The 22,495-nt window shown below is 40.9% G+C and carries 20 protein-coding genes; 7 read left to right on the top strand and 13 right to left on the bottom strand.

Annotation, left to right across the window (positions count from 1 at the left end):
* The 8 genes from BK583_RS03580 to BK583_RS03545 all read right to left on the bottom strand — a co-directional run bounded on the left by BK583_RS03580 (nucleotide 1) and on the right by BK583_RS03545 (nucleotide 8,038).
* The gene (locus BK583_RS03580; RefSeq protein WP_236702425.1) at nucleotides 1-795 is read right to left on the bottom strand and encodes an ABC transporter ATP-binding protein; all 795 of its coding nucleotides are present in this window, start codon (nucleotides 793-795) and stop codon (nucleotides 1-3) included.
* Nucleotides 779-1,762, bottom strand: coding sequence for a FecCD family ABC transporter permease (locus BK583_RS03575; protein WP_055736793.1), 984 nt, complete (start codon nucleotides 1,760-1,762; stop codon nucleotides 779-781). The genes BK583_RS03580 and BK583_RS03575 overlap by 17 nt, the downstream gene beginning before the upstream one ends.
* Entirely contained in the window at nucleotides 1,759-2,664 is a 906-nt protein-coding gene (gene isdE, locus BK583_RS03570) for a heme ABC transporter substrate-binding protein IsdE (protein WP_055736792.1), read from the bottom strand. Before isdE ends, BK583_RS03575 begins: the two co-directional genes overlap by 4 nt.
* Before the next feature lie 23 nt (nucleotides 2,665-2,687).
* Nucleotides 2,688-4,973, bottom strand: a complete 2,286-nt coding sequence (locus BK583_RS03565) for an NEAT domain-containing protein (RefSeq protein ID WP_078440025.1) — start codon at nucleotides 4,971-4,973, stop codon at nucleotides 2,688-2,690.
* 19 nt (nucleotides 4,974-4,992) lie between these two features.
* Nucleotides 4,993-5,676, bottom strand: a complete 684-nt coding sequence (isdC, locus tag BK583_RS03560) for a heme uptake protein IsdC (RefSeq protein ID WP_055736790.1) — start codon at nucleotides 5,674-5,676, stop codon at nucleotides 4,993-4,995.
* Nucleotides 5,677-5,705: 29 nt separating this feature from the next.
* Nucleotides 5,706-6,035 (bottom strand): heme oxygenase, encoded by a 330-nt coding sequence (gene isdG / locus BK583_RS03555; RefSeq protein WP_038483458.1) that lies wholly within the window; start codon nucleotides 6,033-6,035, stop codon nucleotides 5,706-5,708.
* 73 nt (nucleotides 6,036-6,108) lie between these two features.
* Nucleotides 6,109-7,113: a FecCD family ABC transporter permease gene (locus tag BK583_RS03550; protein ID WP_055736789.1), complete on the bottom strand. Its 1,005-nt coding sequence runs from the start codon at nucleotides 7,111-7,113 to the stop codon at nucleotides 6,109-6,111.
* Complete coding sequence (locus BK583_RS03545) at nucleotides 7,106-8,038, bottom strand: ABC transporter substrate-binding protein (RefSeq protein WP_055736788.1); 933 nt, start codon at nucleotides 8,036-8,038, stop codon at nucleotides 7,106-7,108. Before BK583_RS03545 ends, BK583_RS03550 begins: the two co-directional genes overlap by 8 nt.
* Before the next feature lie 290 nt (nucleotides 8,039-8,328).
* Here BK583_RS03545 and BK583_RS03540 point away from each other — a divergent pair, with 290 nt between their 5' ends.
* Nucleotides 8,329-8,784: a flavodoxin domain-containing protein gene (locus BK583_RS03540; protein ID WP_055736912.1), complete on the top strand. Its 456-nt coding sequence runs from the start codon at nucleotides 8,329-8,331 to the stop codon at nucleotides 8,782-8,784.
* Between the two features lie 233 nt (nucleotides 8,785-9,017).
* Here BK583_RS03540 and BK583_RS03535 read toward each other — a convergent pair whose 3' ends face one another.
* Nucleotides 9,018-11,201 carry a type IA DNA topoisomerase gene (locus tag BK583_RS03535; protein WP_055736787.1) on the bottom strand — a complete coding sequence of 728 codons (2,184 nt, stop codon included), beginning with the start codon at nucleotides 11,199-11,201 and terminating at the stop codon, nucleotides 9,018-9,020.
* 176 nt (nucleotides 11,202-11,377) lie between these two features.
* Here BK583_RS03535 and BK583_RS03530 point away from each other — a divergent pair, with 176 nt between their 5' ends.
* The gene (locus tag BK583_RS03530; protein WP_055736786.1) at nucleotides 11,378-11,881 is read left to right on the top strand and encodes a hypothetical protein; all 504 of its coding nucleotides are present in this window, start codon (nucleotides 11,378-11,380) and stop codon (nucleotides 11,879-11,881) included.
* A gap of 398 nt (nucleotides 11,882-12,279) precedes the next feature.
* On the opposite strand, the gene BK583_RS03520 is transcribed toward BK583_RS03530, so the two are convergent.
* Nucleotides 12,280-13,170 (bottom strand): YitT family protein, encoded by an 891-nt coding sequence (locus BK583_RS03520; protein WP_038483470.1) that lies wholly within the window; start codon nucleotides 13,168-13,170, stop codon nucleotides 12,280-12,282.
* A 167-nt stretch (nucleotides 13,171-13,337) separates the two neighbouring features.
* Nucleotides 13,338-13,763, bottom strand: coding sequence for a DUF1904 family protein (locus BK583_RS03515; RefSeq protein ID WP_078440024.1), 426 nt, complete (start codon nucleotides 13,761-13,763; stop codon nucleotides 13,338-13,340).
* A 349-nt stretch (nucleotides 13,764-14,112) separates the two neighbouring features.
* Between BK583_RS03515 and BK583_RS03510 the strand changes: the two genes are divergently transcribed.
* The 4 genes from BK583_RS03510 (at nucleotide 14,113) to BK583_RS03495 (ending at nucleotide 19,324) form a co-directional block, all read left to right on the top strand.
* Nucleotides 14,113-15,207 (top strand): ethanolamine utilization protein EutH, encoded by a 1,095-nt coding sequence (locus BK583_RS03510; RefSeq protein WP_055736911.1) that lies wholly within the window; start codon nucleotides 14,113-14,115, stop codon nucleotides 15,205-15,207.
* Between the two features lie 181 nt (nucleotides 15,208-15,388).
* Nucleotides 15,389-16,393, top strand: a complete 1,005-nt coding sequence (locus BK583_RS03505; protein WP_055736784.1) for a LacI family DNA-binding transcriptional regulator — start codon at nucleotides 15,389-15,391, stop codon at nucleotides 16,391-16,393.
* A gap of 41 nt (nucleotides 16,394-16,434) precedes the next feature.
* Nucleotides 16,435-17,844 (top strand): sucrose-specific PTS transporter subunit IIBC, encoded by a 1,410-nt coding sequence (locus BK583_RS03500; RefSeq protein ID WP_038483472.1) that lies wholly within the window; start codon nucleotides 16,435-16,437, stop codon nucleotides 17,842-17,844.
* A gap of 16 nt (nucleotides 17,845-17,860) precedes the next feature.
* Entirely contained in the window at nucleotides 17,861-19,324 is a 1,464-nt protein-coding gene (locus BK583_RS03495; protein WP_055736783.1) for a glycoside hydrolase family 32 protein, read from the top strand.
* A gap of 50 nt (nucleotides 19,325-19,374) precedes the next feature.
* On the opposite strand, the gene BK583_RS03490 is transcribed toward BK583_RS03495, so the two are convergent.
* Nucleotides 19,375-19,851, bottom strand: a complete 477-nt coding sequence (locus BK583_RS03490; protein WP_139366162.1) for a FixH family protein — start codon at nucleotides 19,849-19,851, stop codon at nucleotides 19,375-19,377.
* Between the two features lie 425 nt (nucleotides 19,852-20,276).
* On the opposite strand from BK583_RS03490, the gene BK583_RS03485 reads away from it, so the two are divergent.
* On the top strand, nucleotides 20,277-21,161 hold the full coding sequence (locus BK583_RS03485; RefSeq protein WP_055736781.1) for a cation diffusion facilitator family transporter: 885 nt from the start codon (nucleotides 20,277-20,279) through the stop codon (nucleotides 21,159-21,161).
* Nucleotides 21,162-21,243: 82 nt separating this feature from the next.
* On the opposite strand, the gene BK583_RS03480 is transcribed toward BK583_RS03485, so the two are convergent.
* The gene (locus BK583_RS03480; protein WP_055736780.1) at nucleotides 21,244-22,437 is read right to left on the bottom strand and encodes a GTP-binding protein; all 1,194 of its coding nucleotides are present in this window, start codon (nucleotides 22,435-22,437) and stop codon (nucleotides 21,244-21,246) included.
* Nucleotides 22,438-22,495 lie beyond the last annotated feature (58 nt).

Genomic DNA, 22,495 nt, shown 5'->3' with positions numbered 1-22,495 from the left:
TCACACCCCTTCCCTAGACACTTTCCCTGTTGGAATAAGCAACGGCCTTGTTCCTTCACTCCCCTTATCAATACGCGCTCGTACACAAAATACGTCTTCTACCAACGAAGTTGTCAACACATCCTGCACGTTTCCTGCTGCTACCAGCGACCCTTCTTTCATTACCCACAAATCATCACTATATTGCAACGCTTGGTTTAAATCATGTAAGACCATTACGATGGTTTTGCCTTGCTCCCTTTTCAACCCTTCAATTAAATCAAGTAATTCAAACTGATGATAAAGATCTAAATACGTCGTTGGTTCATCTAAAAGTAATATAGGGGTCTGCTGAGCCAGAGAGAGTGCCAACCATACTCTTTGGCGCTCTCCACCTGACAACTGGAGGAGAGATTTGTTAGCCATGGTGTCTAAACCTGTCATCGCTAACGCTTCCTCAACCGCTTGCTCATCTTCTTTTTTCCATGAACGGAATCTGTTCTGATATGGAAACCGCCCGTACTTTACAAGGCTTTTAATGGTAAATTCATGTGCAACATCGTTTTGCTGGTATACAATCGCTAGTTGTTTTGCCCAATTTTTCAAAGAATACGTATCGATATTTTTCTTATAGAGAGTGGTATACCCTTGTTGCACGCGAAGTTGTCTTGCTAAAAGCGATAACATAGTGGACTTCCCACTACCGTTCGGCCCTACTATAGACGTGATGTGGCCAAGCCGAATTGAACCACTTAATTTATCTATGAGTGGTTGCTGTTTACTATAGGAGAAAGACACATTATGTAGTTCCATCATTGATACGCCCCCTGACTAGCAGAAAGATTAAGAACGGTCCACCTATAATCGACATAAAAATGGATGCTGGAATCTCATTCGGTGCTAATACGAGCCTGCCAAGTGTATCTGCTAGTAATAAGATCCAAGCTCCAGCAATGGCACAGAATGGTAGCAACCACTTATAATCAGAACCAATTAGTTGTCTACCAATATGAGGAACTAGTAATCCTAAAAATGCAATGACACCCGCGACTGCTGTTGCAATGGACGCAAGTACAACCGCTGTTATTGACACGAGCAAACGAGTTAATGTTACTTTCATTCCAATTCCAAGGGCTGTTTTATCACTAAGTAATAATCGGTTGCAAGCTCCCGCTAGGAACAAAGAAAGCAAGATTGCGACACCACCATAAAGCACCATCATTGTTGCATCAGACCACGTTTTCATCGCTAACGTGGAAGTCGTTGCTGCCGAAATACTCGTAACCGAATAACTTCCTCGATAGTTAAATACGTCCGCTAATCCTGTAAATGTAGCGTGAACTGCTACACCGATCAAAATCAACTTTAGTGGGTTTAAACCGCCTCGATAAGCAAAGCTATACACAAGGAGAAAAGCAATAATTCCTCCAATAAAAGCAAAGAGTGGCATAAAGAAATACAACTGCGGATAAAGGGTCACAAACAATAACGAGGTAAAGCTTGCACCTGACGAAATCCCAATAATACTTGGATCTGCAATCGGATTCCTCATTACAGATTGCATTAATGCACCTGAGATGGCTAAAGCTCCACCTGCAAAACAAGCGATGATGATACGTGGAAACCGTAGATCATAAATAACGTTGACCTCTTCATCTGTTTTTGAACCTAAGCCATCTAGTAGTTGAGTAAACGATATACGAATACTACCACTCATAACAGCTAGATAGAGGAGGAAGAGAAATGTAATGATTACACTTGCAAAAACAATGATTTTCTTCACCTTTCGTTGTCCTCTGGATGCAACATTTCCTCTAAGGCATCCAATGCTTCAAGAACAGCCATGTTTCCAGTCGTTCCAAACAATTCTTCCTCCAAATCGTAAACACGCCCTTTTTCCACTGCATGAAAATGTTTCCAAATATCATTGCTTTTAAATTCCTCATCAAACATCTCGATCACCTCTTCTGGCATACCATGGGCTGCACGTAAAATAATATCTGGATTCGATTGCTGCAAATATTCTGTGTTTGAAGCTAAATACTCCATATCATTATCGACATCAATTGCTATTTCTCCTCCAGCAATCTCAACAAGATCACCTATATATGAATGTTTAGTAGCAACAAGATAGCTTCCTGGAACCCCCATCAAAACGAGAACCGACGGCTTCTCGCTATGGCGATAGGTCTCTTCAAGCGCAGCTATTCGACTATTGAATCCGTTGGCTAAAGCAGTCGCTTCATCCTCACGATTGTACCGCTCACCGATACTCAAAATTTCTTGAATCATGCCTTCAACACTTTGAAAATCTAAAAACTCTGCCTCAATCCCAGCTGATGTAAAAGGTTCTTCTAAATCAACTTGCAACGTTGATACACTCCAAACAACATCCGCCTGTAGCTGTCGAATTTGTTCTACATCTGGGCTCATTGGATTACCTAGTTCAGTCACATCCTCATAACGTGTAGGCAGTTCTTTATAACTGGTTGGAATACCGACTAACTCTAAATCAAGAGCAGCCGCTAATTCTGTTGCAGATACTGTCGTAGCAACAATTCGCTCTTCTTGAGCGGAAGCAGCAGAAGAAGGAGAGTGATCTCCTTCTTTTGGATCACTTGTTGGCTGACATGCCGCAAACAGAAACAAACTCGTTAGCACGATGCCATAAAGTGACTTCTGCATAGCCATCCCTCTTTTCATTATTTTTACAACGCTTTTCTCCTGTTTTGTCTCCATTTCCATACAAAGAATGAAGTAGACAGTAAAAGCAATGCGAGGTAGAAGCTTACTAAGGCAGGGTCTGACGTTTGTGGATTTTGCTGATTAACGTTCGCTGCATTCCCTACTCCACTCCCTGCCCCATTATCAGAGCGATCATAAATAAGGTCATTGTCATTACCGTTATTACTGCCATTCCCATTGTCATTGTTGGTTCCTAAATGAGTCACAGGATTTGGCGCTTGATCCGCTTTAACGAGGGTTAAACTTTCTCGATCAAATTGAATATCTACTTCATATTGATTGTCATAGTCAAAACCAGGAATTCCTTTTACAATAATATGGACCCAGGCATCAATCGCTTCGTGGATAGACTTTGTTTCAAAACGCACTGTTTGCTCATTCTTATCAAGGTCTTCATTTACGACGGCTGGACGGACTCCATTAATTTTCAGATCTTCGTACCATGTACGATTTGTTAATGTAAGATCGATTGTATACGTACCATCCTTAAAAAAGACAGTAGCAGGTTTTTTCGTGTACTCGTCCATTACCGATGTCTCTGTCGTACCTTTCTTTAAAACAGAAAAACTAACAGTATACTCACCATTCACAAGTTCTTCATCAAGTGAACGCTCTTTGTGATCACTTTTTGGTTTTTCTTCTTTTGGTTTTTCTTCATTAACTGGAGTCGGCTCTTTTTCTTTTTCAACTAATGTTAAAGATTCCTCGTTAAATTGAAGCTGAGCATCGTACTGATTATCGTACTCAAAACCAGGTATCCCTTCTACACGAATGTGTACCCATAGATCAACCAACTCAATTAAATTTGAAACAGCAAAACGAACAACTCTCTTGTCTTCTGTTTCATCAACTGTCACTACTTCTGGACGTTGTCCGTTGATTGTTAAATCACGATACCAGCTTTCATTAAGTAACGTTAAATCAACTGTAAATTCACCGTTTTTTACATAAATGGTTGCCGGTTTTTCTGTATAACCATCCATAACGGAAACATCACTTGAGCCTGACTTTAGCACGTTAAACTCAATCTGATATCGACCGTCTACAAGTTCGCCCTCATTAGGTTGATTCGGTGATGGTTGTTCTGGTTGTTCTGGACCATCTTCTACTTTCTTAGCGTTTTCTAAGTCGAAAAACAGACGAAAATCTTGTGTATTTTCGTAGACATTCCCATTTGGTAAAGCAACACGCATAGACACTTTGGCTGCTTGTGGATTTTTTAGCTCATCGACGTTAAACGCATATGTACGCGTATTCTCGTCTGTATTTTCATTTACAATTGTACCTGTTACTAGCTCACCATTGTTCAACACTAAGTTCGTAATTTGATGACTTTCTTTTACCGTCACTGTTAATTCTTGTTTCCCTTTACCGATCGTTACTTGTGCTGGATTAACCAAGTAGCGACTCATCGCCGAATCACGATCTTCGGTTGCATGCTTTGCTGCAAACGGCACATCATATTTTCCATGTTGTAACGAGCTCCACGTTGGCCCTTCTTCCGGCTGTTCTTCTTTTGGTTGTTCAACTGGCTCTTCTTCCGGCTGTTCTTCCTCTGGTTGCTCACCTGGCTCTTCTTCTGGCTGTTCTTCTTTTGGTTGTTCAACTGGCTCTTCTTCCGGCTGTTCTTCCTCTGGTTGCTCACCTGGCTCTTCTTCTGGCTGTTCTTCTTTTGGTTGTTCACTTGGCTCTTCTTCTGGTTGTTCTTCTTCTGGTTGTTCACTTGGCTCTTCTTCTGGTTGTTCTTCTTCTGGTTGTTCACTTGGCTCTTCTTCTGGCTGTTCTAATTCAATCATTGTTGCGTCAGCATAATGAAACGCAATATCGACATCATATTGGTTATCGTAATGAAAGCCTGGGATGCCTGTTACCACAATGTGTACCCATGCATCTACTGTTTCTGCATTCGTTATAAAACGTACGATTTGTTTTCCCTGCTCTGTATTCTCTGAAATGACTTCAGGTCGTTGTCCTTCAACAGTAAAATCCTTATACCAACTACTGTTTGTAAGGGTTAAATCAACTTGAAAGGTTCCATCTTTCACTACAACTCTAGCTGGTTTTTCTGTATAACCATCCATGACAGAAGCCTCAGTTGACCCTTTCTTTAATACAGTAAACGGAACATCATACATACCATTTTCTATTTCATTCATACTTTCTGCCGCAAAGCTAGTGGATGGTGCAATGAGACTAAAGACTAACAGAAATGTCAGGAGCACATTCACCATACGATTATGAATTTTCACTTTGTCTCTCCTCCTACTTTTAAGCTTGTTTTACTTGTCTACGAAGGAGTACAATAGCACTGACAATGACTAAACTCATAAGTAAAGCAATGGGTGCCCCGTCACTTGTTTGTGGGTTGTTCTCCCTCTCTGTTTTATTGCCATAAATGTGTTTTGGATCATTGTTATTTGACGATTGAGCTGCCCCCAGCGGCTCTTCGTCTTCTTTTGTTTCTTCTTTTGTTTCTTCTTTCGTTACCGCCTCACCAGTCGGCGTTAGTGTATTTTCATGGAAGTCAAGCCGAACGGTATACTGATGGTCATAATCAATATCTGGCACAATGACATGTATTTTTGATTCAGTCATTCCATTTATATCATCTAGCGGGAACTGTACAATCCGCTTATCTGCTGCTGTATCTTCAGATAACACTGTGACGTTTGAGAAACTTCCGTTTGCCTTAGATTGATACTCCACAATCCAAGAACTATTATTTAACGTTAGTTTTGCATCGATTTGACCATTCTTTACTGTTAGTGTAGCCGGTTTTTCCCAGTAATCATTAGCAATTGATGCGGATGAATCACTCCCGTGCATGACCGTGTAATCAATTGTATACGTACCGTCTGCTAGTTCTGCCTTACTAACTGATGGGAAGACTACAGACAGAAATAAAAAGGTTGCCCCTAGTAGAAGACATACTTTTTTCCATTGGATACTCATTACATCTCTTCCTTTTCTATATTGTTTATTTAGGCCTCTTGGGTTTTCGGTAAAGGCATCCGAACAATTTCAACTTCGTAAAATTCAATTTCGTTTCCTAAAATGTAGTCAGGTCGAGCATTCTTCCCAGAGTGCGCTTCACGAAATGCTTCACTCTTCGTCCAAGCGTGAAAGTCTGCCTTTTCCTCCCAGCGCGTACTAATTGTTATTTCATCGTGCTCTTTTTCCTTTGAATTGACCAATACTTCTAATCCAAGAAAGCCCTTTGCATATTCAATTTTCCCAATTTTGTCAAAGCGTTCTACAAGCTTGTAGCCTTCCCCTTTACGAATAAGTGTTTTATTTGCCACTATAATCATTTACTTCTCCTCCTAAAGTTTAGTACGTGTGTCTTGCCCGCTTTCTCCGTTCACCTCCTTTAAAGATAAGATGCTACAATCGAATCGTGTTTTTCTTTAACAAATAAAGAAAGAATGGGGCCCCTAAGCAAGCTAATAAAATTCCAACTGGTAATTCAATGGGATCAAAAACGGTTCTTGCTAGCGAATCTGTAAAAACAACAAGCGCTGCCCCACCAATCATTGAAAATGGTAAGAGGTAACGAGAATCACTGCCAATTAGAAGTCGAATCATATGGGGTACGACTAGCCCAACAAAACCTAAAAGACCCGCAACACTAACTGCTGCTCCTGCTAGTAAAGCCGAAAGTAAGATGAGGTAAAACCGCATCCGTTCTACTGGTGCGCCCAGCAATTTCGCAGTATGGTCCCCTAATAACATCAGGTTTAATGGACGAATGGCTAAGAGGGCAAGAATTAAGCCGATCACTGCATAGGGCCATACAAATTCAACATGATACCATCCTCTACCTTGAAATCCACCAGCTAACCAAGGCAAGATTCCCTGAACACGGTCACTATAAAGAATCATAATGCCACTTTGTAGTGCTCCACATAGCGCATTAATGGCTACGCCTGCCAAAATAATCTTTAGTGGCGATGCTCCTTTTTCCCATGAAAGGGTGTAAATACAGAGCATGGCAACAATAGCACCAACAAATGCAAATGCTGGCGTTAAAAATCCATACTGCGGTAGGGCAACCATCGCTATACTTGCAGCCAAACCTGCTCCTGCTGTTACACCAATAATGCTTGGATCAGCAAGGGGGTTTTTCATTACCCCTTGTAAAATCGTTCCTGCTGCGGCTAAACATGCGCCTGCAAAAGCTGCCACAATGAGCCTTGGGAGACGAACATTGATTAATATCAGTGCATTTGCTTCGGTTTGGTTTTGTAAAGCTTCAGTCAAATCGGTAAGAGTAAACGTCACAGCCCCAAGAGATATACCTGTTAAAAAGGAAACGGCTAAAAAGATAGGTAGTCCAATTGCCAACCATTTTCGACGCTTATTACGTGTTTGAACGGTTAATTCACTCACTCTGCGCCTCAGTTAACTGCTCGCGCATATAGTCAATCGCTTCTGTTACACGGGTTCCCGGATTTGTACCAAACAGATCTGCTGGCAGTATATTCATACGTCCCTCTTGCACTGCCGGCAATTGTGACCATCCAGCGTGTTGCTCCATTTCCTGAATAAAACTTTCTTCTACACTTGATGGATCTCCATGTGCCATAAAAAAGACAATAGCTGGATTGGCTTGTATGACCCTTTCCGGTGAGAGCGCCGCATATTGTGGATAATCTTGCAGTTGTTCAAATTCCGCAGCGATGTTTATCCCACCTGCAGCTTCTAATAGATTTCCTGCTAATGAATTTGGTAATGCTACTAAGTTGGACCCTGGTGCGCCATAAATTAATAATGCTTTTGTTTCTGTATGTAATGGCTCATCCACCATCTCTTTTTCCGTTTTCTCTATCCCGCGAACGATATGACGAGCCTTTTCTTCTTGTTGTACAACCTCTCCAATCAACGTAATTTGGGCTTTAATATCGTTAATTGAATTGGCTCTTGTTAGCACTACCTCAGCTCCAGTCCCCTCAATAGCAGTTACGTCTTTTTGATTCATTGGATCATTTGCGAATACAACATCTGGCTGAGTAAGCGTTAGTCGTTCGATGTCCACTTCATGATAGGAGCCAATTTGCTCTGCTTGGTCAGCCTCTGCTACAACGGGTTGACCCTGACTTGTTGGTCGTGCTACAACTTCTTGTTCCAGTGCGTACACAATATCAAGCTCCCCATTTCCTAACACTGCAATTCGTTCAGGAACTTGAGCAAATTGGATGGAACGATGGGCGATATCCGTCACCCCGTGACTTGCTTGTTCACTGTCAGCATTCGTTGCTTGACATCCGACTAGAAGCAACCCGAATAGGAAAAAGACAAACGAGCGCAGTTTCATTTTCAAAACCCCCAACGATAATGAGAATCAATTTCATTTAAGTCTTATGATATTGATAATGAATCTCATTGTCAATTACTAGTTTGAACGTTTTACATTATTTTTTATCTTTATGTACTACCTCACCCCTCCTGATCTTCTCGTTTTCATTCAATAAGTGCCGCAACAAATAAAATACTGAAATAATCTATAAACACTTTTTTTCGTTTGACTCTAAAAAATCCAAAAAACTAATTGAAAATGATTATCACTATCATTTATTATCTAAGATATACACTAAAGGAGTGAAGATCATGCGCATTTGCTTACTATATGCTTCTATGTCTGGAAATACCGAAGACATGGCCATCATCATAAAAAAGGAACTTGAAAAAGAAGAAATTGAGGTTGTTATGGAGGAAATGGATGGCTATGAAGTGGAGAAGCTCACCGATTTCACCGGAATCATTCTCGGAAGTTATACGTGGGGAGATGGAGATTTGCCTTACGAAGTGGAAGAGTTTGAGGAAGAACTTGTCCATGTTGACTTATCTCGTATACCTGCTGCTGTCTTTGGTTCAGGTGATCGGAATTACCCGTCCTATTGTGAGGCTGTGCACATATTTGAAAAAACACTAAAAAAAGCGGGGGCTGTCCTTGTTTGTAGCGGATTTAAAAACGAATTTGAACCAAAAAATGAGGAAGAAATAGAGGCGTGTCGCCACTTTGCCCAACAATTTTCCGTTGCCTTAAAAGAACGAGTCTAGCACCCTCTTTTTCTCAACGAAGGCAGTCTTCACCCCCTTACTCTCCTATTGAGGGGTGATCGTTAAGCTCACTCATACTTGTTGGCGAAGGGTCAGAGCTACCTTACACCCTTCCCCTTCCACTGACTTGCACATTCATCGTCAACTATCGATTATTATATGACGACAGGTTGATCGGCACTGTTCAGAGTCACTGACAGCGACAACATAAATCTCTCATTTGCTCTGTTATTTTAACCTTTTGCTTGAGAAGACTTGATGTTTGTACGATTCTTCTTTCGATACGTTGGTTTTTTGGTAAAATCAAATTCAACTTTCCCTTCCTTTAACACAAGTGCTGCAGAAAACGATTTACCTGCCTTACTTTTGAAGCCTTTTAATACAGCTGTTTCACCTTTCGTCAGTAGACGTTTTACCATCCCTTCTGTTAAGGTCTTTTTTGCTAGTCTTTTGACGATCACAAACTTGCAATTGTTCTCCTTTGACTTAGAGCAAGCGAACACAGGTCCTCTTTGTACAACCGCCGCCCCACAAAGTGGACATGGGCCTATACCTGCACTTTCACTCGTGTCGATGGTAGAGGTGTCTAATTTCATTGTCTTCACATGACTCGGTGCATCCGTTAACAGTCGATGAATATACGTATGAATGTTGGAAATAAATGTTGCGCTATCCTTTTCTCCTTGTCCAATTTTCCGCAAAAATAGTTCCCATTGAGCTGTCATTTCCGCCTTGCTTAATAAATTGCCTTCTACAGCTTCACAAAGGATTTTGCCTTTAGGGGTAACATAAACGCTATTTTTATTGATCGTAATGTACTCTCGACTTTTTAGTGTTTCAATAATATTTGCTCGTGTAGCCCCTGTACCAATTCCAGTTACTTCGTTGAGAATCGCTTGTTCTTCTTCGTCTTCTACAAATTTACCAGCTGTTTTCATAAGTGGAATAAGCTGTCCTTCTGTATAATATGCTGGAGGTTGAGTTTTTCCTTCTTTCGCTTTAACCATCGCCTGAATTGGTTCTCCTTTTTCTAGAGGAGGCAAAACTTGTTCGTCTTCTTTCTTCTTAGATTTGCTACTTTGAAACAATTCTTTCCACCCTAAAGCTTGCTCGATCTTACCCGTTGTATGAAACGCCAAGCCTTGTACATCAACCGTTACTTTTGTCTCCTCCACTTTATAAGGAGGTGCAAACATGGCTAAGGTTGTCTTCACTACTTCCAAGTAAAGGTTTCGCTCATCTTGACGAAGTTTTTCTACTTGGCTGGCAGTTGGTATTTTTTTTGTTGGTATAATAGCATAATGTTCCTGTACTTTAGCATCGTTTACATAGCGCTTTCGTGGATAGAGATATGCTGGTTCAAATGGACTTTCTAAAAGTTGCTGATAGCCAGTTACGTTTTTTCGTAGATAACTAAACTCTGCTTGTGTAATATGATTCGATTCGGTTCTTGGATAGGTTAGCCATTTTTTCTCATACAGCTTTTGCATAATCTTTAGTACTGTGGACGGACTATATTTCCATATACGGTTCGCAGTTGCCTGCAACGTTGAGAGACTATGAAGCAAAGGAGAAGGAACTTCCTTATTTTTCTTCGTTAACTCAGAAATAACACCTGGCGTCTTCCCTTTTATCCCATGCTTCTCTAATAACGTTGTGACATCTTCTTTTGTTTTCAGACGCTGTTTATGGGATGCTTGAAAGGTACCTCTACTGGCATCCACGTTCGCCTTTAATTCAAAGAACGGCTCCGACACAAATGCCTCAATCTCCTTTTGTCGCAAATAGATTAAGTAAAGGGTCGGCGTTTGTACCCTACCAACGGAAAAGGTATCTTGCACTCCTTTCGTTTGAAGTAACAATGAATACAACGGACTCGCGTTCATTCCCACTAACCAATCCGCCACCTGCCTCGCTTTTGCCTCCTCGTACATTGGTAAGAATTTTTCGCCGGGCTGTAGCTGAAGAAACCCTTCGCGTACGACGTCATTTTCCTGCGAATTAATCCATAGTCGCTTAATAGGAACATGGTTACGTACTCCTGCTTGTTTTATAATCGACCGAGCAATATTTTCACCTTCACGGTCTGGATCTGTAGCGATAATAATCGTTGTTGCTTTCTTTAGCCAATTCTTGACTATGTTGAACTGTTCTTGCTTGCTACGAGGAACTTGAAATTCTACTTGTTCAGGTAAAATAGGCAGATTTGCTAAGTTCCAACGTTTCCATTCTTTTTTATAGTGACCTGGTAAACAAAGCTCGACTAAATGACCGATTCCCCATGTCATAATGGCTTCCCCTTTAAAAAAGCGTGGATCTTGAATCGTAATATAGCCTTTCTGCTTTGTCGTTTGCTTAAAAACCGCTGCATAGCTTCTCGCTTGGTCAGGTTTTTCTGCTAATATAACAGTTGTCATGAAATCCCCCCTGTACTACCAATTCCTTTGGAGTGTACGGCTAGTATACTACGATCACCGTTTCATCTGCACCCTGCCACCATAGAAGATTCGTTCCTTTCCAACAAATAGGATAAATGACACACCATTCTGTTTAGTAGTGGTAAAATAAAGTCTAAATAGAGGGGGAATTCAATGTGAAGGGAACCTGGTTTTTGCTATTATTAGTAGGGCTAGCTGGTTGTTCAGATAACAGATTGTCTGGAGACACATTACCAGAAGAACAGCCCGAGGATTTCAATTTTCGCCTAGCCTATGGAGTGAGTCCTCAAACGTTTAATGAGATCAATACCATTGATGGAACTTTTACAAAAGATTTAGTTACGGCAGGAACAGAAACAACCTCTTTCTTGTGGGCAGAAGAAGAGCTTGCTTTTTTTTATCAGCAATTTAAGCAGCTCAACATATTGGATCTTCCAAGACAAAGTAAAAAAGCATCCTCCCCTTGTAGCGAACCGTTTCACTCTTATGAACTCTATTTGATTGCAGATGAAGAAAAATACACCCTATCTTGGGATAGTAGCTGCTCAAATAAGGCGCTAGAAGAATGGGAAGGGTTTATGCATAAGGTTCATGATGACATCATTTATCCGAGCGAAGCCTACCAGTCCTTACCCGAAGCAGTGGGTGGCTATGATTAAAAAAATAGAGGCTGGGACAAAAGTAGATAGACAGACCAAAATGACGAACATTCCTGAAAGTAGGAACGTTCGTCGTTTGTTTTATATGAAAATGAGCGGAAGGAGAATCCGAAGACTCCTGGGGAATCAGCACGTGTCCGAAGACTCTGGAGTGGCGGTTTTCCAAGGAGGAGGCTGAGGCCGTGTCCCCGGAAAGCGAAGGATTCTCCTGTAGCGATGCTACTCAGCATATTTTGGACTATTCGTCTTTTCAACTACGACTTTTCGTTATGTCCCAGCCTCTACCGTCTTAACCGATTTTCGTCTTCTTCACGCCAATCACACAATCGCTTTACACGATTCATTAAATGCCGATGATCTCTGCAACGCTCTCGTTTTGTTTTTCGTTCCATAATCGATTACTCCTCTGCTTGGTTTTTGTAGTATTGCTTTTCTTTCTTTGCACTACTAAACGTTTTTTGCGTTGGATAATGCGCTTTTGAAAACGAACCACCACTCACATCTTTAACCGTATGAACAACGGTAAAGGCGTTCTCATCAACATCTCGGATCAATTTTTTCAAATAAAAAAGCTGTTGTTTGGACACAGATACATAAATTAAATGCTCATCCATTCCATTTTCATCATTCTTCCCCTGCAAAATAGTTGTATGCGCCCCTAAATTGGTACGAACGCTTTTTGCCACTGCTTCATACGAACTAGAGAAAATATGCACGACTTTTTTAGATTCGAAACCTTCTAATACATAATCGGTTACCTTTTTACCAATAAACAACGCCACCACCGTATACAACGTTTGAACTGGGCCAATGACAAAAATTCCCCCTACCACAATCGCGGCATCGAGTACAAAATTAGTACCTGTTAATTCCCAGCCCAATTTATGGTTTACCATTCGAGCAATCGTAGAAGAACCACCTGTGGTACTACCTGAACGAAAAACAAACCCGAATCCAATTCCAGTAAACACGCCAGTGTAAAGTGCAGCAAGAAGAGGGTCATGAACGGGTCCACTCTTATCTTCAAGCACGTATAAAAACAATGAAAACAGTGGAATTGTCACTATTGATTTTACAATCATTGTTCGCGGTAAATACCGGTAGCCAATCAGTAAGATTAAGCCATTTGCAAGTAGAGTGACAAATGAAGGAGACCAACCAATACTGTAGTACAGTAAAAGCGCGAGACCTGGAATACCACCTTCTGCTAATCCATTTGGCATCGCAAAAATAGCGACTGAAAAAGCAAAGAAAAACGTTCCAAGAATCATAAAACCATATTCTTTCATACGCCACTTCCTCTCTCTATCTAGTGAGTGTGCGCTGCGAACCATGTAGTACGATGCTTCATTTAACTTGTTATAGCTCCATTACCCGTTTTAACAAAAAGTAGTCACTTTATTGACAACAAAAAAAGATGCGTGTTAGCGCATCTTTTTTTCTAAAACGATTTATCCTAGCTTTCTGTTATTGGTTTTATCGGAACACCATCTTTATAATACAATTCTGGTGAAAGGATTAGAAAATAAATATGAACTGTTTCAAATCCTTCCTCACGTAAAAGTGCGGCTAAATTGCTCGCTATCTGGTCATGGACCGATTGAGCTCTGGAAAACATTCGAATTTCTATTGTAAGAGGAACATTCAAAATTGGTTCTAAGGTGCTCCTCTCAATTTTCACTTTTTCTTTTGAGATATGGACGATTTCCGAGAATACATCAATAACAACTGGTGCAAGTGCTTGTAGTCGCTCGGACGAAAAACCTGTAAAGCGTAAATATGGCAACCCCATCACGTCTTTTCTTCTAGTTTCTACTTGATAAGTGTACTTGTCTCCTTTTGAAAATGCAACGAAAGACCGCCCAAAAAGACGTCCAATCATACGCACGTCATATAAAGCTATAGGACACAACGAGCGAACCGCACTCAAGGGGGAAGTGCGGTTCAGTGTGTATATATATTCATAAAGGAAGGGGGAGAAACAAATCTTAGGCATGCCTATGATTCGTTGTCCATTTAATAGCCGCTTTCTTTACACTCTAAACCTGTTTTCCACAAAAATTTCACCCTTTTTTATGTAAAAATGTGTAAAGGGATCATGGTAAAAGAGTTTACTTGCATGAGAAGATTGTCCCTTTTTTTAAGTGTGCATATGAACATCAGTAAAGGACAGGTTGTCTCCTTGAAAGAATCTTGATATGTTTAAAGAAAAAGAGATTGGATTTTGTAGAATGACGATACATGAGTGGATTATGATAATTCTCGCCTTTTTTATTGCACTCGGCGCAATTGACTGGTGTTTAGGTAATCGGTTTGGTCTGGGGAATGAATTCCAACACGGCATCATGAGCATGGGGCAGGTTGCGCTAGCCATGATTGGCATTATAACCATTGCGCCACTTGCTGCCCAGTGGCTAACCCCCGTTATCTCACCACTCTATCTAGCAGTCGGTGCAGACCCCTCATCATTTGCCAATACCATTCTCGCACTTGATATGGGTGGCTATGCCCTCGCACAGGAGATGGGTATTGATACAGACGCAGCGCGTTTTTCTTGGGTCTTTTTAGGGACGATGCTCGGTCCAACGATTGTCTTTACAATTCCCATTGCATTACGCATGGTCGAAACAGGTGATCAACCTGCACTTGCAAAAGGCATGCTAATTGGATTAAGTACTGTTCCTCTCGGTTGTTTTATTGGTGGACTAACTGCAGGAATGGCTCCATGGATGATGCTGCAAAACTTACTAATTCCTACGATTTTTTCGTGCATTGTCATGTATGCATTACGCTTTTATTCAAAAACCTCTATTACGTTATTTTTATTATTTGGCAAAGCCATTCAAACGGTAGGGGTGCTTGGTTTAGCTCTTGCTGCCATCACTCATCTTTCTGGATACAACATTCATCCTAAACTTGCTTCGTTCGAAGAAGGTTTGTTGATTGTCGGAGCGATTGCGGTAGTTCTTGCAGGCGCATTTCCTTTTGTCGCTTTTTTAAAGCAAGTATGTCAGCCCCTATTTGCCCGTGTAGGACAACGATTCTCACTCGAAGGTGCTGCCATTACGGCAATGATCACTTCGTTAGCCCATGCTATACCTGCTTTTAGCTTATTAAAAGACATGTCTGTGAAGAGTAAAGTAGTTGCAACGTCCTTTATGGTGTCCGGCGCGTTTGTTTTAGGCGGGCATCTCGGTTTTACCGCCAGTGTTGATCAAAGTATGGTCGTCCCGATGATCATCGGAAAACTTATTGGCGGAGGAAGTGCTGTCTTTATTGCGCTTATTGTTGAACGCAATAACAACACACTAAAACCGAATCCATAGGATTACATTAGTTCACGATCGATGAGGTAGATTCCAAAGAGAGTCTACCTTTTTTCACTTCCCTCAATTAGTTGGTTAGCGTTTTATTCATCCTTTGACATTTTAATAAAATTAGGTATAGTAGTATACGTAAACGCTTACGCAAACGATTACGTATTCGTTAAGAAAGGAATTTAATCACATGAGCCGTGTAAGTATTAAAGATGTGGCTAAGGAAGCGTCTGTGTCCACTGCAACTGTGTCCCATGTTGTAAATGGTACTCGTTTTGTTGCTGAATCCACAACCATTCGTGTTAAACAAGCAATGAAAAACCTTGGCTATACACCAAATTTCGCAGCAAAAACTTTACGAAGTCAAAAAACGTCTACCATCGGTATTGTTCTTCCAGATATCGGAAACCACTTTTTTACTTCCGTTGTTAAAGAGATCGAATCCGTTCTAGGCGAACAACAGTATCAATTATTAGTTGGCAATACAAATGAAGACATCGAAACAGAACGCAAAAAAATTCAAGCGTTTATTTCTCAGCAAGTTTCAGGGCTTATTATTGCATCAAGCGCAAAGCATTATAGCGAGATTGCCTGGGACATTCCTGATGATTTGCCAATTGTTTTTATCGACCGACTGCCAGAGGAAACGAATCAAAGTTCCATCGTTGTTGATAACGAAAAAGGAGTTCAAATGGCAATTGAACAATTCATTCAAAGTGGTCATCAGAACATAGGGCTTATTACAGGTATTCATTCTTTAAGCACAACAAAAGACCGTATAAAAGGCTACAAATTGGCTCTAGCCAAGCATGGCCTTCCGTTTTCGACTAACCTAATCTACAATGGAAATTCTAAATTTGAAAGTGGTTACAAAGGCTGTGAACATTTACTAGGCACAACCAACGCATCAGCACTATTTGTCGCAAATAATTTAATGAGTGTTGGTGCGATGACCTATTTAACAGAGAACGACATAGCTGTGCCAGATGACGTCGCTATTATTGGTTTCGACGATTATAGGTGGGCAGAAATCACCTCACCACCGTTAACCGTTATCAAACAACCAGTCGAACAAATTGGTGCAGCAGCGGCAACAGAACTCTTAGAACAAATTGAATTGGGACAGCCAAGAAACAAACCATACCGGTTTGAAACGGAGTTAATCCTTCGTTCTTCCCATCACAATCATAAATAAGAACTAACTTTTTTAAGTTTTTTATAAGGAGCGTTTTTGTCTTGAAAAATAATAATCGTGAAATTGCAGAAGCCATTATCGCCGCTGTTGGTGGTGAAACAAATATAAAGTCGATTGCTCATTGTGCAACTCGACTCCGAATTATGGTATATGACGAAGAAAAGATCGAGAAAGAGACTGTTGAGGGTATTGATAAAGTAAAAGGAGCCTATTTTCATTCCGGGCAATATCAAATTATTCTCGGTACCGGAACAGTCAATCAAATCTATGAGAAAATCGAAAAATTAGGTGTTAGCGGCTCCACGAAAGAAGATCAAAAGAAAGAAAAGAACAATCAAGGTAACTGGTTTCAACGGATGATACGCACGTTTGGAGATGTGTTTGTACCGATCATCCCTGTTCTTGTCGCTACAGGTCTTTTCATGGGCGTGCGAGGGTTATTTATGCAGGATCAAGTCTTAGGATGGTTTGGATTAACGGCAGAAACCATCCCTGAGAATTTTCTTCTGTTTACAGAGATCCTAACAGACACAGCTTTTGCCTTCTTACCTGCACTGATTGCTTGGTCTGCATTTCGTGTATTTGGCGGTAGCCCGGTTATTGGTATCGTATTGGGACTTATGCTTGTGAATCCTGCATTACCTAATGCATGGGCAGTTGGAGATGGCTCTGCTGATCCAATTACGTTCTTTGGACTTATTGAAGTTAGTGGCTATCAATCATCTGTTTTACCAGCGTTTATTGCTGGATTCTTAGGTGCAAAATTGGAAATTGCTATTCGTAAACGAGTTCCTGAGGCACTTGATCTTATTTTAACACCCTTCTTAACATTATTCATTATGATTACCTTAGCTTTATTTGTAATTGGTCCTGTCTTTGGTGCAGTAGAACAAATTGTCATGACTGGTGTACTCTTTTTACTTGACGTTCCATTCGGCATTAGCGGATTAATTATAGGCTTCTTTCACCAATTAATTGTTATTACTGGTGTACATCATATTTTTAACTTTCTAGAAGTACAGCTTCTTGATCAATTAGGAGCAAACCCTTTTAATGCCATCATTACTGCGGCAATTGCTGCTCAAGCAGGGGCTGCACTTGCAGTTGGTTTAAAAACACGCAGTAAAAAGTTAAAAGCACTTGCGCTCCCATCCTCTTTTTCCGCTTTTCTTGGTATAACTGAACCTGCTATCTTTGGTGTTAATCTACGTTATGGAAAACCTTTTGTAATGGGCCTTATCGGAGGTGGTGCAGGTGGCTTCTTCGCTTCACTTGTAGGATTAGCTGGTACGGGTATGGCCATCACTGTTCTACCTGGAACGTTACTCTACCTTAACGGACAAATTTTATTCTATATCTTAGCGAACATCATTGCGGCTGGAGTAGCCTTTGGATTAACTTGGCTCTTTGGTTATAGTGATAAGAAAAAAGAAGAGATTGAACAAGCATGAAGGAGTATGAGTGTTTATGAAATGGACAAATGAAAACCGCTATCGTGCATATAGTCAAATGAGCAAAAAGGAAGAAACCAAATTGCATGAGACGGTCAGCCATTCACCCTGGAGGCAGCACTATCACATTCAGCCCCCTACAGGTTTGCTAAATGATCCGAATGGGTTTAGCTATTATAACGGGATGTATCATTTGTTTTATCAATGGTTCCCTTATGGGGCTGTTCATGGGCTAAAGCACTGGTACCACGTTGTTTCACCAGACCTTGTTCACTGGGAAGAGAGAGGTCTTGCCATTGAACCGGATCGCTCATATGAGAGTCATGGAGCCTATTCAGGTAGTGGAATTGTTCACAAAAATAAGCTTTATTTATTCTATACTGGGAATCAACGCACAGCAGATTGGGAGCGTATTCCAAATCAAGCATTAGCCATCATGGATGAACATGGTTCCATTAGCAAGCACCCTACCCCTCTTTTAATTGGTTCGCCAAAAGGGTATACAGAACATTTTCGAGACCCTAAAGTTTGGCAAGTGGGGGATGATTTCTACTTCGTCATAGGGGCACAGCGAGAGACCAAAACCGGGGCCGCACTACTTTATCATTCAAGTGATCTAGAGAATTGGTCGTTAGTAGGGGAAATTCAAACAGAACTAACTGATTTTGGCTATATGTGGGAATGTCCTGATTACTTTGAGCTTGACGGAAAAGGAATCTTTATCTTTTCACCACAAGGATTGGAGCCCGTAGGTTTTCATTACCAAAACATTTACCAATCAGGCTACCTAATTGGCCAACCGCTTGATGTCACAACAGGTCATTTTAGCCACAACCTTTTTTATGAGTTAGATGCAGGCTTTGATTTTTACGCACCGCAATCTACCATGACACCTGACGGTCGTAGAATACTAGTTGGTTGGATGGGACTCCCTGACATTGAGTACCCGACTGATCCCTATGACTGGGCTCATTGTTTAACACTACCGAGAGAAATATCCGTAAAAGAAGACAAGCTCATTCAAAAACCCATCCGTGAACTAACGAAGCTTAGAGGGGAGCAATTTAGCTTTTGTGATGTAATTGGAAATTTTTATACGGAAGCCGGTACGGCCTATGAAATGATCTTAACATTCGACGCCATACAAGCAGAGTCCTACGGCATTTCCTTTCGTACAAGTGATGTCGAAAAAACAACCCTAACTTACAACCGAGAAAGCCGCCTTTTAACCTTGGATAGAGGCCAATCAGGTCAAGTGCCCGCACAAACATATGGAACCACTCGATCTGTTTTATTAGAAAGCAGTGACCTTTTATCGCTTCATGTATTTGTTGACACATCATCTGTCGAACTTTTTGTGAATGATGGCGAGGTTGTTTTAACAAGCCGTATTTTCCCTCAAGACGTATCAACAGGTTTTCAGGCCTTTGCTGAAAAAGGAACCGTACATGTAAACGGAACCCATTGGAGCCTCTCCTAACAAGGAAGACCCCTCCTTCTTTTAGCTAGAACTAGTTAAGGAGGGGTTTCTTATTCTTCTTCCGAATCATGAAACGGACTTTGTTCTTCATTTATTTGCGTGTTGCCTGCGTTGTGAAAGGCTTCAATTTCATCTTCTGAAACATCGCCAACAATGATCATCTGAGTAGGCATCACATGCAGATCCCTTGCTGTAACATGGGTCTGTACAATGTAGATCCCATCTTCACCAAACTCATAAGGAATGGCATAGACTCCGTCAGCATCTAGTGTGCCTTCAATAAGCTCTCCAGCATCTCGTTCTTGGTCTTTCCATACTTCGAACACAACTTCCTCTGCATCATCTACATCTTCTTCACCTTGGGTAACATATGCACGTAGCACAGTTTTAGAGTCTGCAGGAATATGCTCCTCCACTTGGATATCCACATCAACAAGATCTGGTACACTCCACTCTTCCTGCTTACCTTGCATACAGCCGCTAAGTACTAATAAAACAATTAATCCCCCTATTAATAGCGGTTTCACTTTTACTCTGACCTTCCTTTCTAATCAGACCTCTTACACTTAGTTTACAAGAAAAGTGTGTAATCTGCATGAAGTTTCACTAGATTCTTCCCTAAAGATTACGTTGTCACATAATCTGAACTCTAATCTGAAGCTATCGAGCAACTGCCTAACCTCTCTCGACATCTGTCAAACCAAGCATGTTTTTCAATGAAAAAAAAGTTGTCTCTTTTATGAAGGAAAAATAATTTTCCTACAAAAAACTTTCCCTTACTGATGCCTAAGTGCCTTTATGATCGTTCAAAAGCGTTGATATAAAAGCATTTTCCCATGTGCAACTTTATTCCTAATAGGCAAGAACTTTAGTATGACCAAAAAAGATTTCTGTAGACCCACATGGAACCTCCTTGCTATAGTCATACTATTGCTTTATAGGAGGGCACGTAATGGAGGAAAGATACAAGGAATTAAAGCAGGGAGAACGAGGTGCTCAAGTCAGCTTAGTGGCTTATATCATTCTCGCTATTTTAAAACTAACAATGGGGATTTACGCTGGTTCAGTTGCTTTACGTGCAGACGGTCTTAATAACGTAACAGACGTTGTTGTTGCCATTGCCGTTTTAATTGGACTCAGAGTGTCACAAAAACCGCCAGATAAGGATCATCCCTATGGTCACTGGAAAGCAGAAACAGTTGCTTCTCTCGTCGCATCCTTCATCATTATGGTCGTCGGTATTCAAGTAATGATTGACGCCGTTACTTCTGCTTTCACAGGTACAACTGAACCTCCTAACGTCATTGCAGCCTGGGTCGGCGCCTTTGGTTTTGTTGTCATGTTTGCCGTCTATCTCTATACACGAAAATTAGCAAAACGCATTAATAGTCACGCCGTCGAGTCTGTTTCTAAAGATAATTTATCAGATGCCCTCGTTAGCGCAGGCGCAACACTAGGGATTATTGGTTCCCAATTTGGGCTACCGTGGCTAGATCCGTTGCTTGCTTTTGTTGTTGGTGTCATTATTTGTCACACAGCCTGGGGGATCTTCTCAAAATCTTCTCTATCCCTTACCGATGGCGTTGACGATCAAACATTAGATGATATAAAAGAGACAGCTCTTGCTGTTGCAAAAGTAAATTACGTGACAGACGTAAAAGCACGCTATTATGGAAGTAATTTAATTGTCGATTTAGTTATTCAGCTTGATCATTCGCTCACCTTTACAGAGGCCCACGATGTATCGACCATTGTAGAAGATCAAATTACAGAAAAACACCGAACCATTGATGTTCATGTGCACGTTGAACCAGAAGGAAAAACCAATCACGAATAAATAGGAAAAGCGGATGATCCCTTGTCACCCGCTTTTTCCCTCTTTGTTTCGATCTTCGACCTTCTTCTTTCATAGCGTTTGGCTACTGTTGAATAACCCAATCAAATGGGTCAGGGAGAGTGTTCCAATCTTGTTGATATTCCTCTTCCGTTAAAAGACACTCCTCTAACTCTTTAAGAATGTCTTCTTTATTCATTCCCATTCCAATAAGAACCACCTTCGTATGGCGATCGCCAAAGGTTGTGTCCCAGTCTTTTGCTACTTCTTTATTTACTGCTAGAATTTGTTGTTGCTGCTCTTTAGGTAAAGCCGCTACCCAGTACGTTACAGGTTCAATCGATACAGACGAACCAGCTTGAGAAAATAATAAAGCATAGTCATTTCTTGTCGCACACCAAACAATACCCTTTGCACGAACAATTGATTGGGGCATAGACTCACACCATTTATCCAGTCGTTCTGCATGAAACGGTCGTTTGCTTTCAAACACAAAGGAAGAGATTCCATACTCCTCTGTTTCCGGCGTATGATTTTCTGGTCCAAGCTCTAATTCCTTTAACCAACCAGCAGACTCGCTCGCTTTGTCAAAGTCAAACAATCCTGTATTTAAAACCTCCTTAATCGGAACTTCAGATCGAGTCGAACGCAGTAGCTTTGCTTCTGGTTGTAGCTTCTTAAGAACCTGTTCTAGTTGCAAGAGCTGCTCTTCTGAAACAAGGTCACATTTGTTAAGAACGAGCACATCACAAAATTCAATTTGATCAATAAGTAAGTCGGCAACCTCTCGGTAATCCTCTTCGCCTACTTCTTGCTTCCGCTCTAACAACGATTCACCAGATTCAAAGTCATGCCAGAAACGATTTGCATCGACAACGGTCACCATTGTATCTAACGTACAAAAACGGCTAAGGTCTATCCCTAATTCTTCATCTACGTAACTAAATGTGTGTGCAACAGGTATCGGTTCACTAATCCCTGAGGATTCAATTACGATGTAGTCGATGTCTCCTTGCTTAGAAAGACGCTCAACTTCTACTAAAAGATCCTCACGTAATGTACAACAGATGCACCCATTGGATAGTTCTACGAGCTTCTCATCTGTTCTTGAGAATCCTCCTTGCTTTTCCACGAGTTCAGAATCAATATTTACCTCACTCATATCATTTACAATAACAGCTACTTTTAAGCCATCTCGATTATGTAGAATATAATTTAATAAGGTGGTTTTACCTGAACCAAGGTAACCACTTAACACTGTCACTGGTATTTTTTTCATTTATTAGCATCTCCTTTTATCAAATCGTAATGATTACGATTTATAATACAGCAGTTAC

Origin of the sequence: Shouchella oshimensis (assembly GCF_002019765.1) — a bacterium.
GTDB classification, from domain to species: Bacteria; Bacillota; Bacilli; order Bacillales; family Bacillaceae_D; genus Shouchella; species Shouchella oshimensis.
This window is presented reverse-complemented; position numbering and strand designations above follow the sequence as displayed.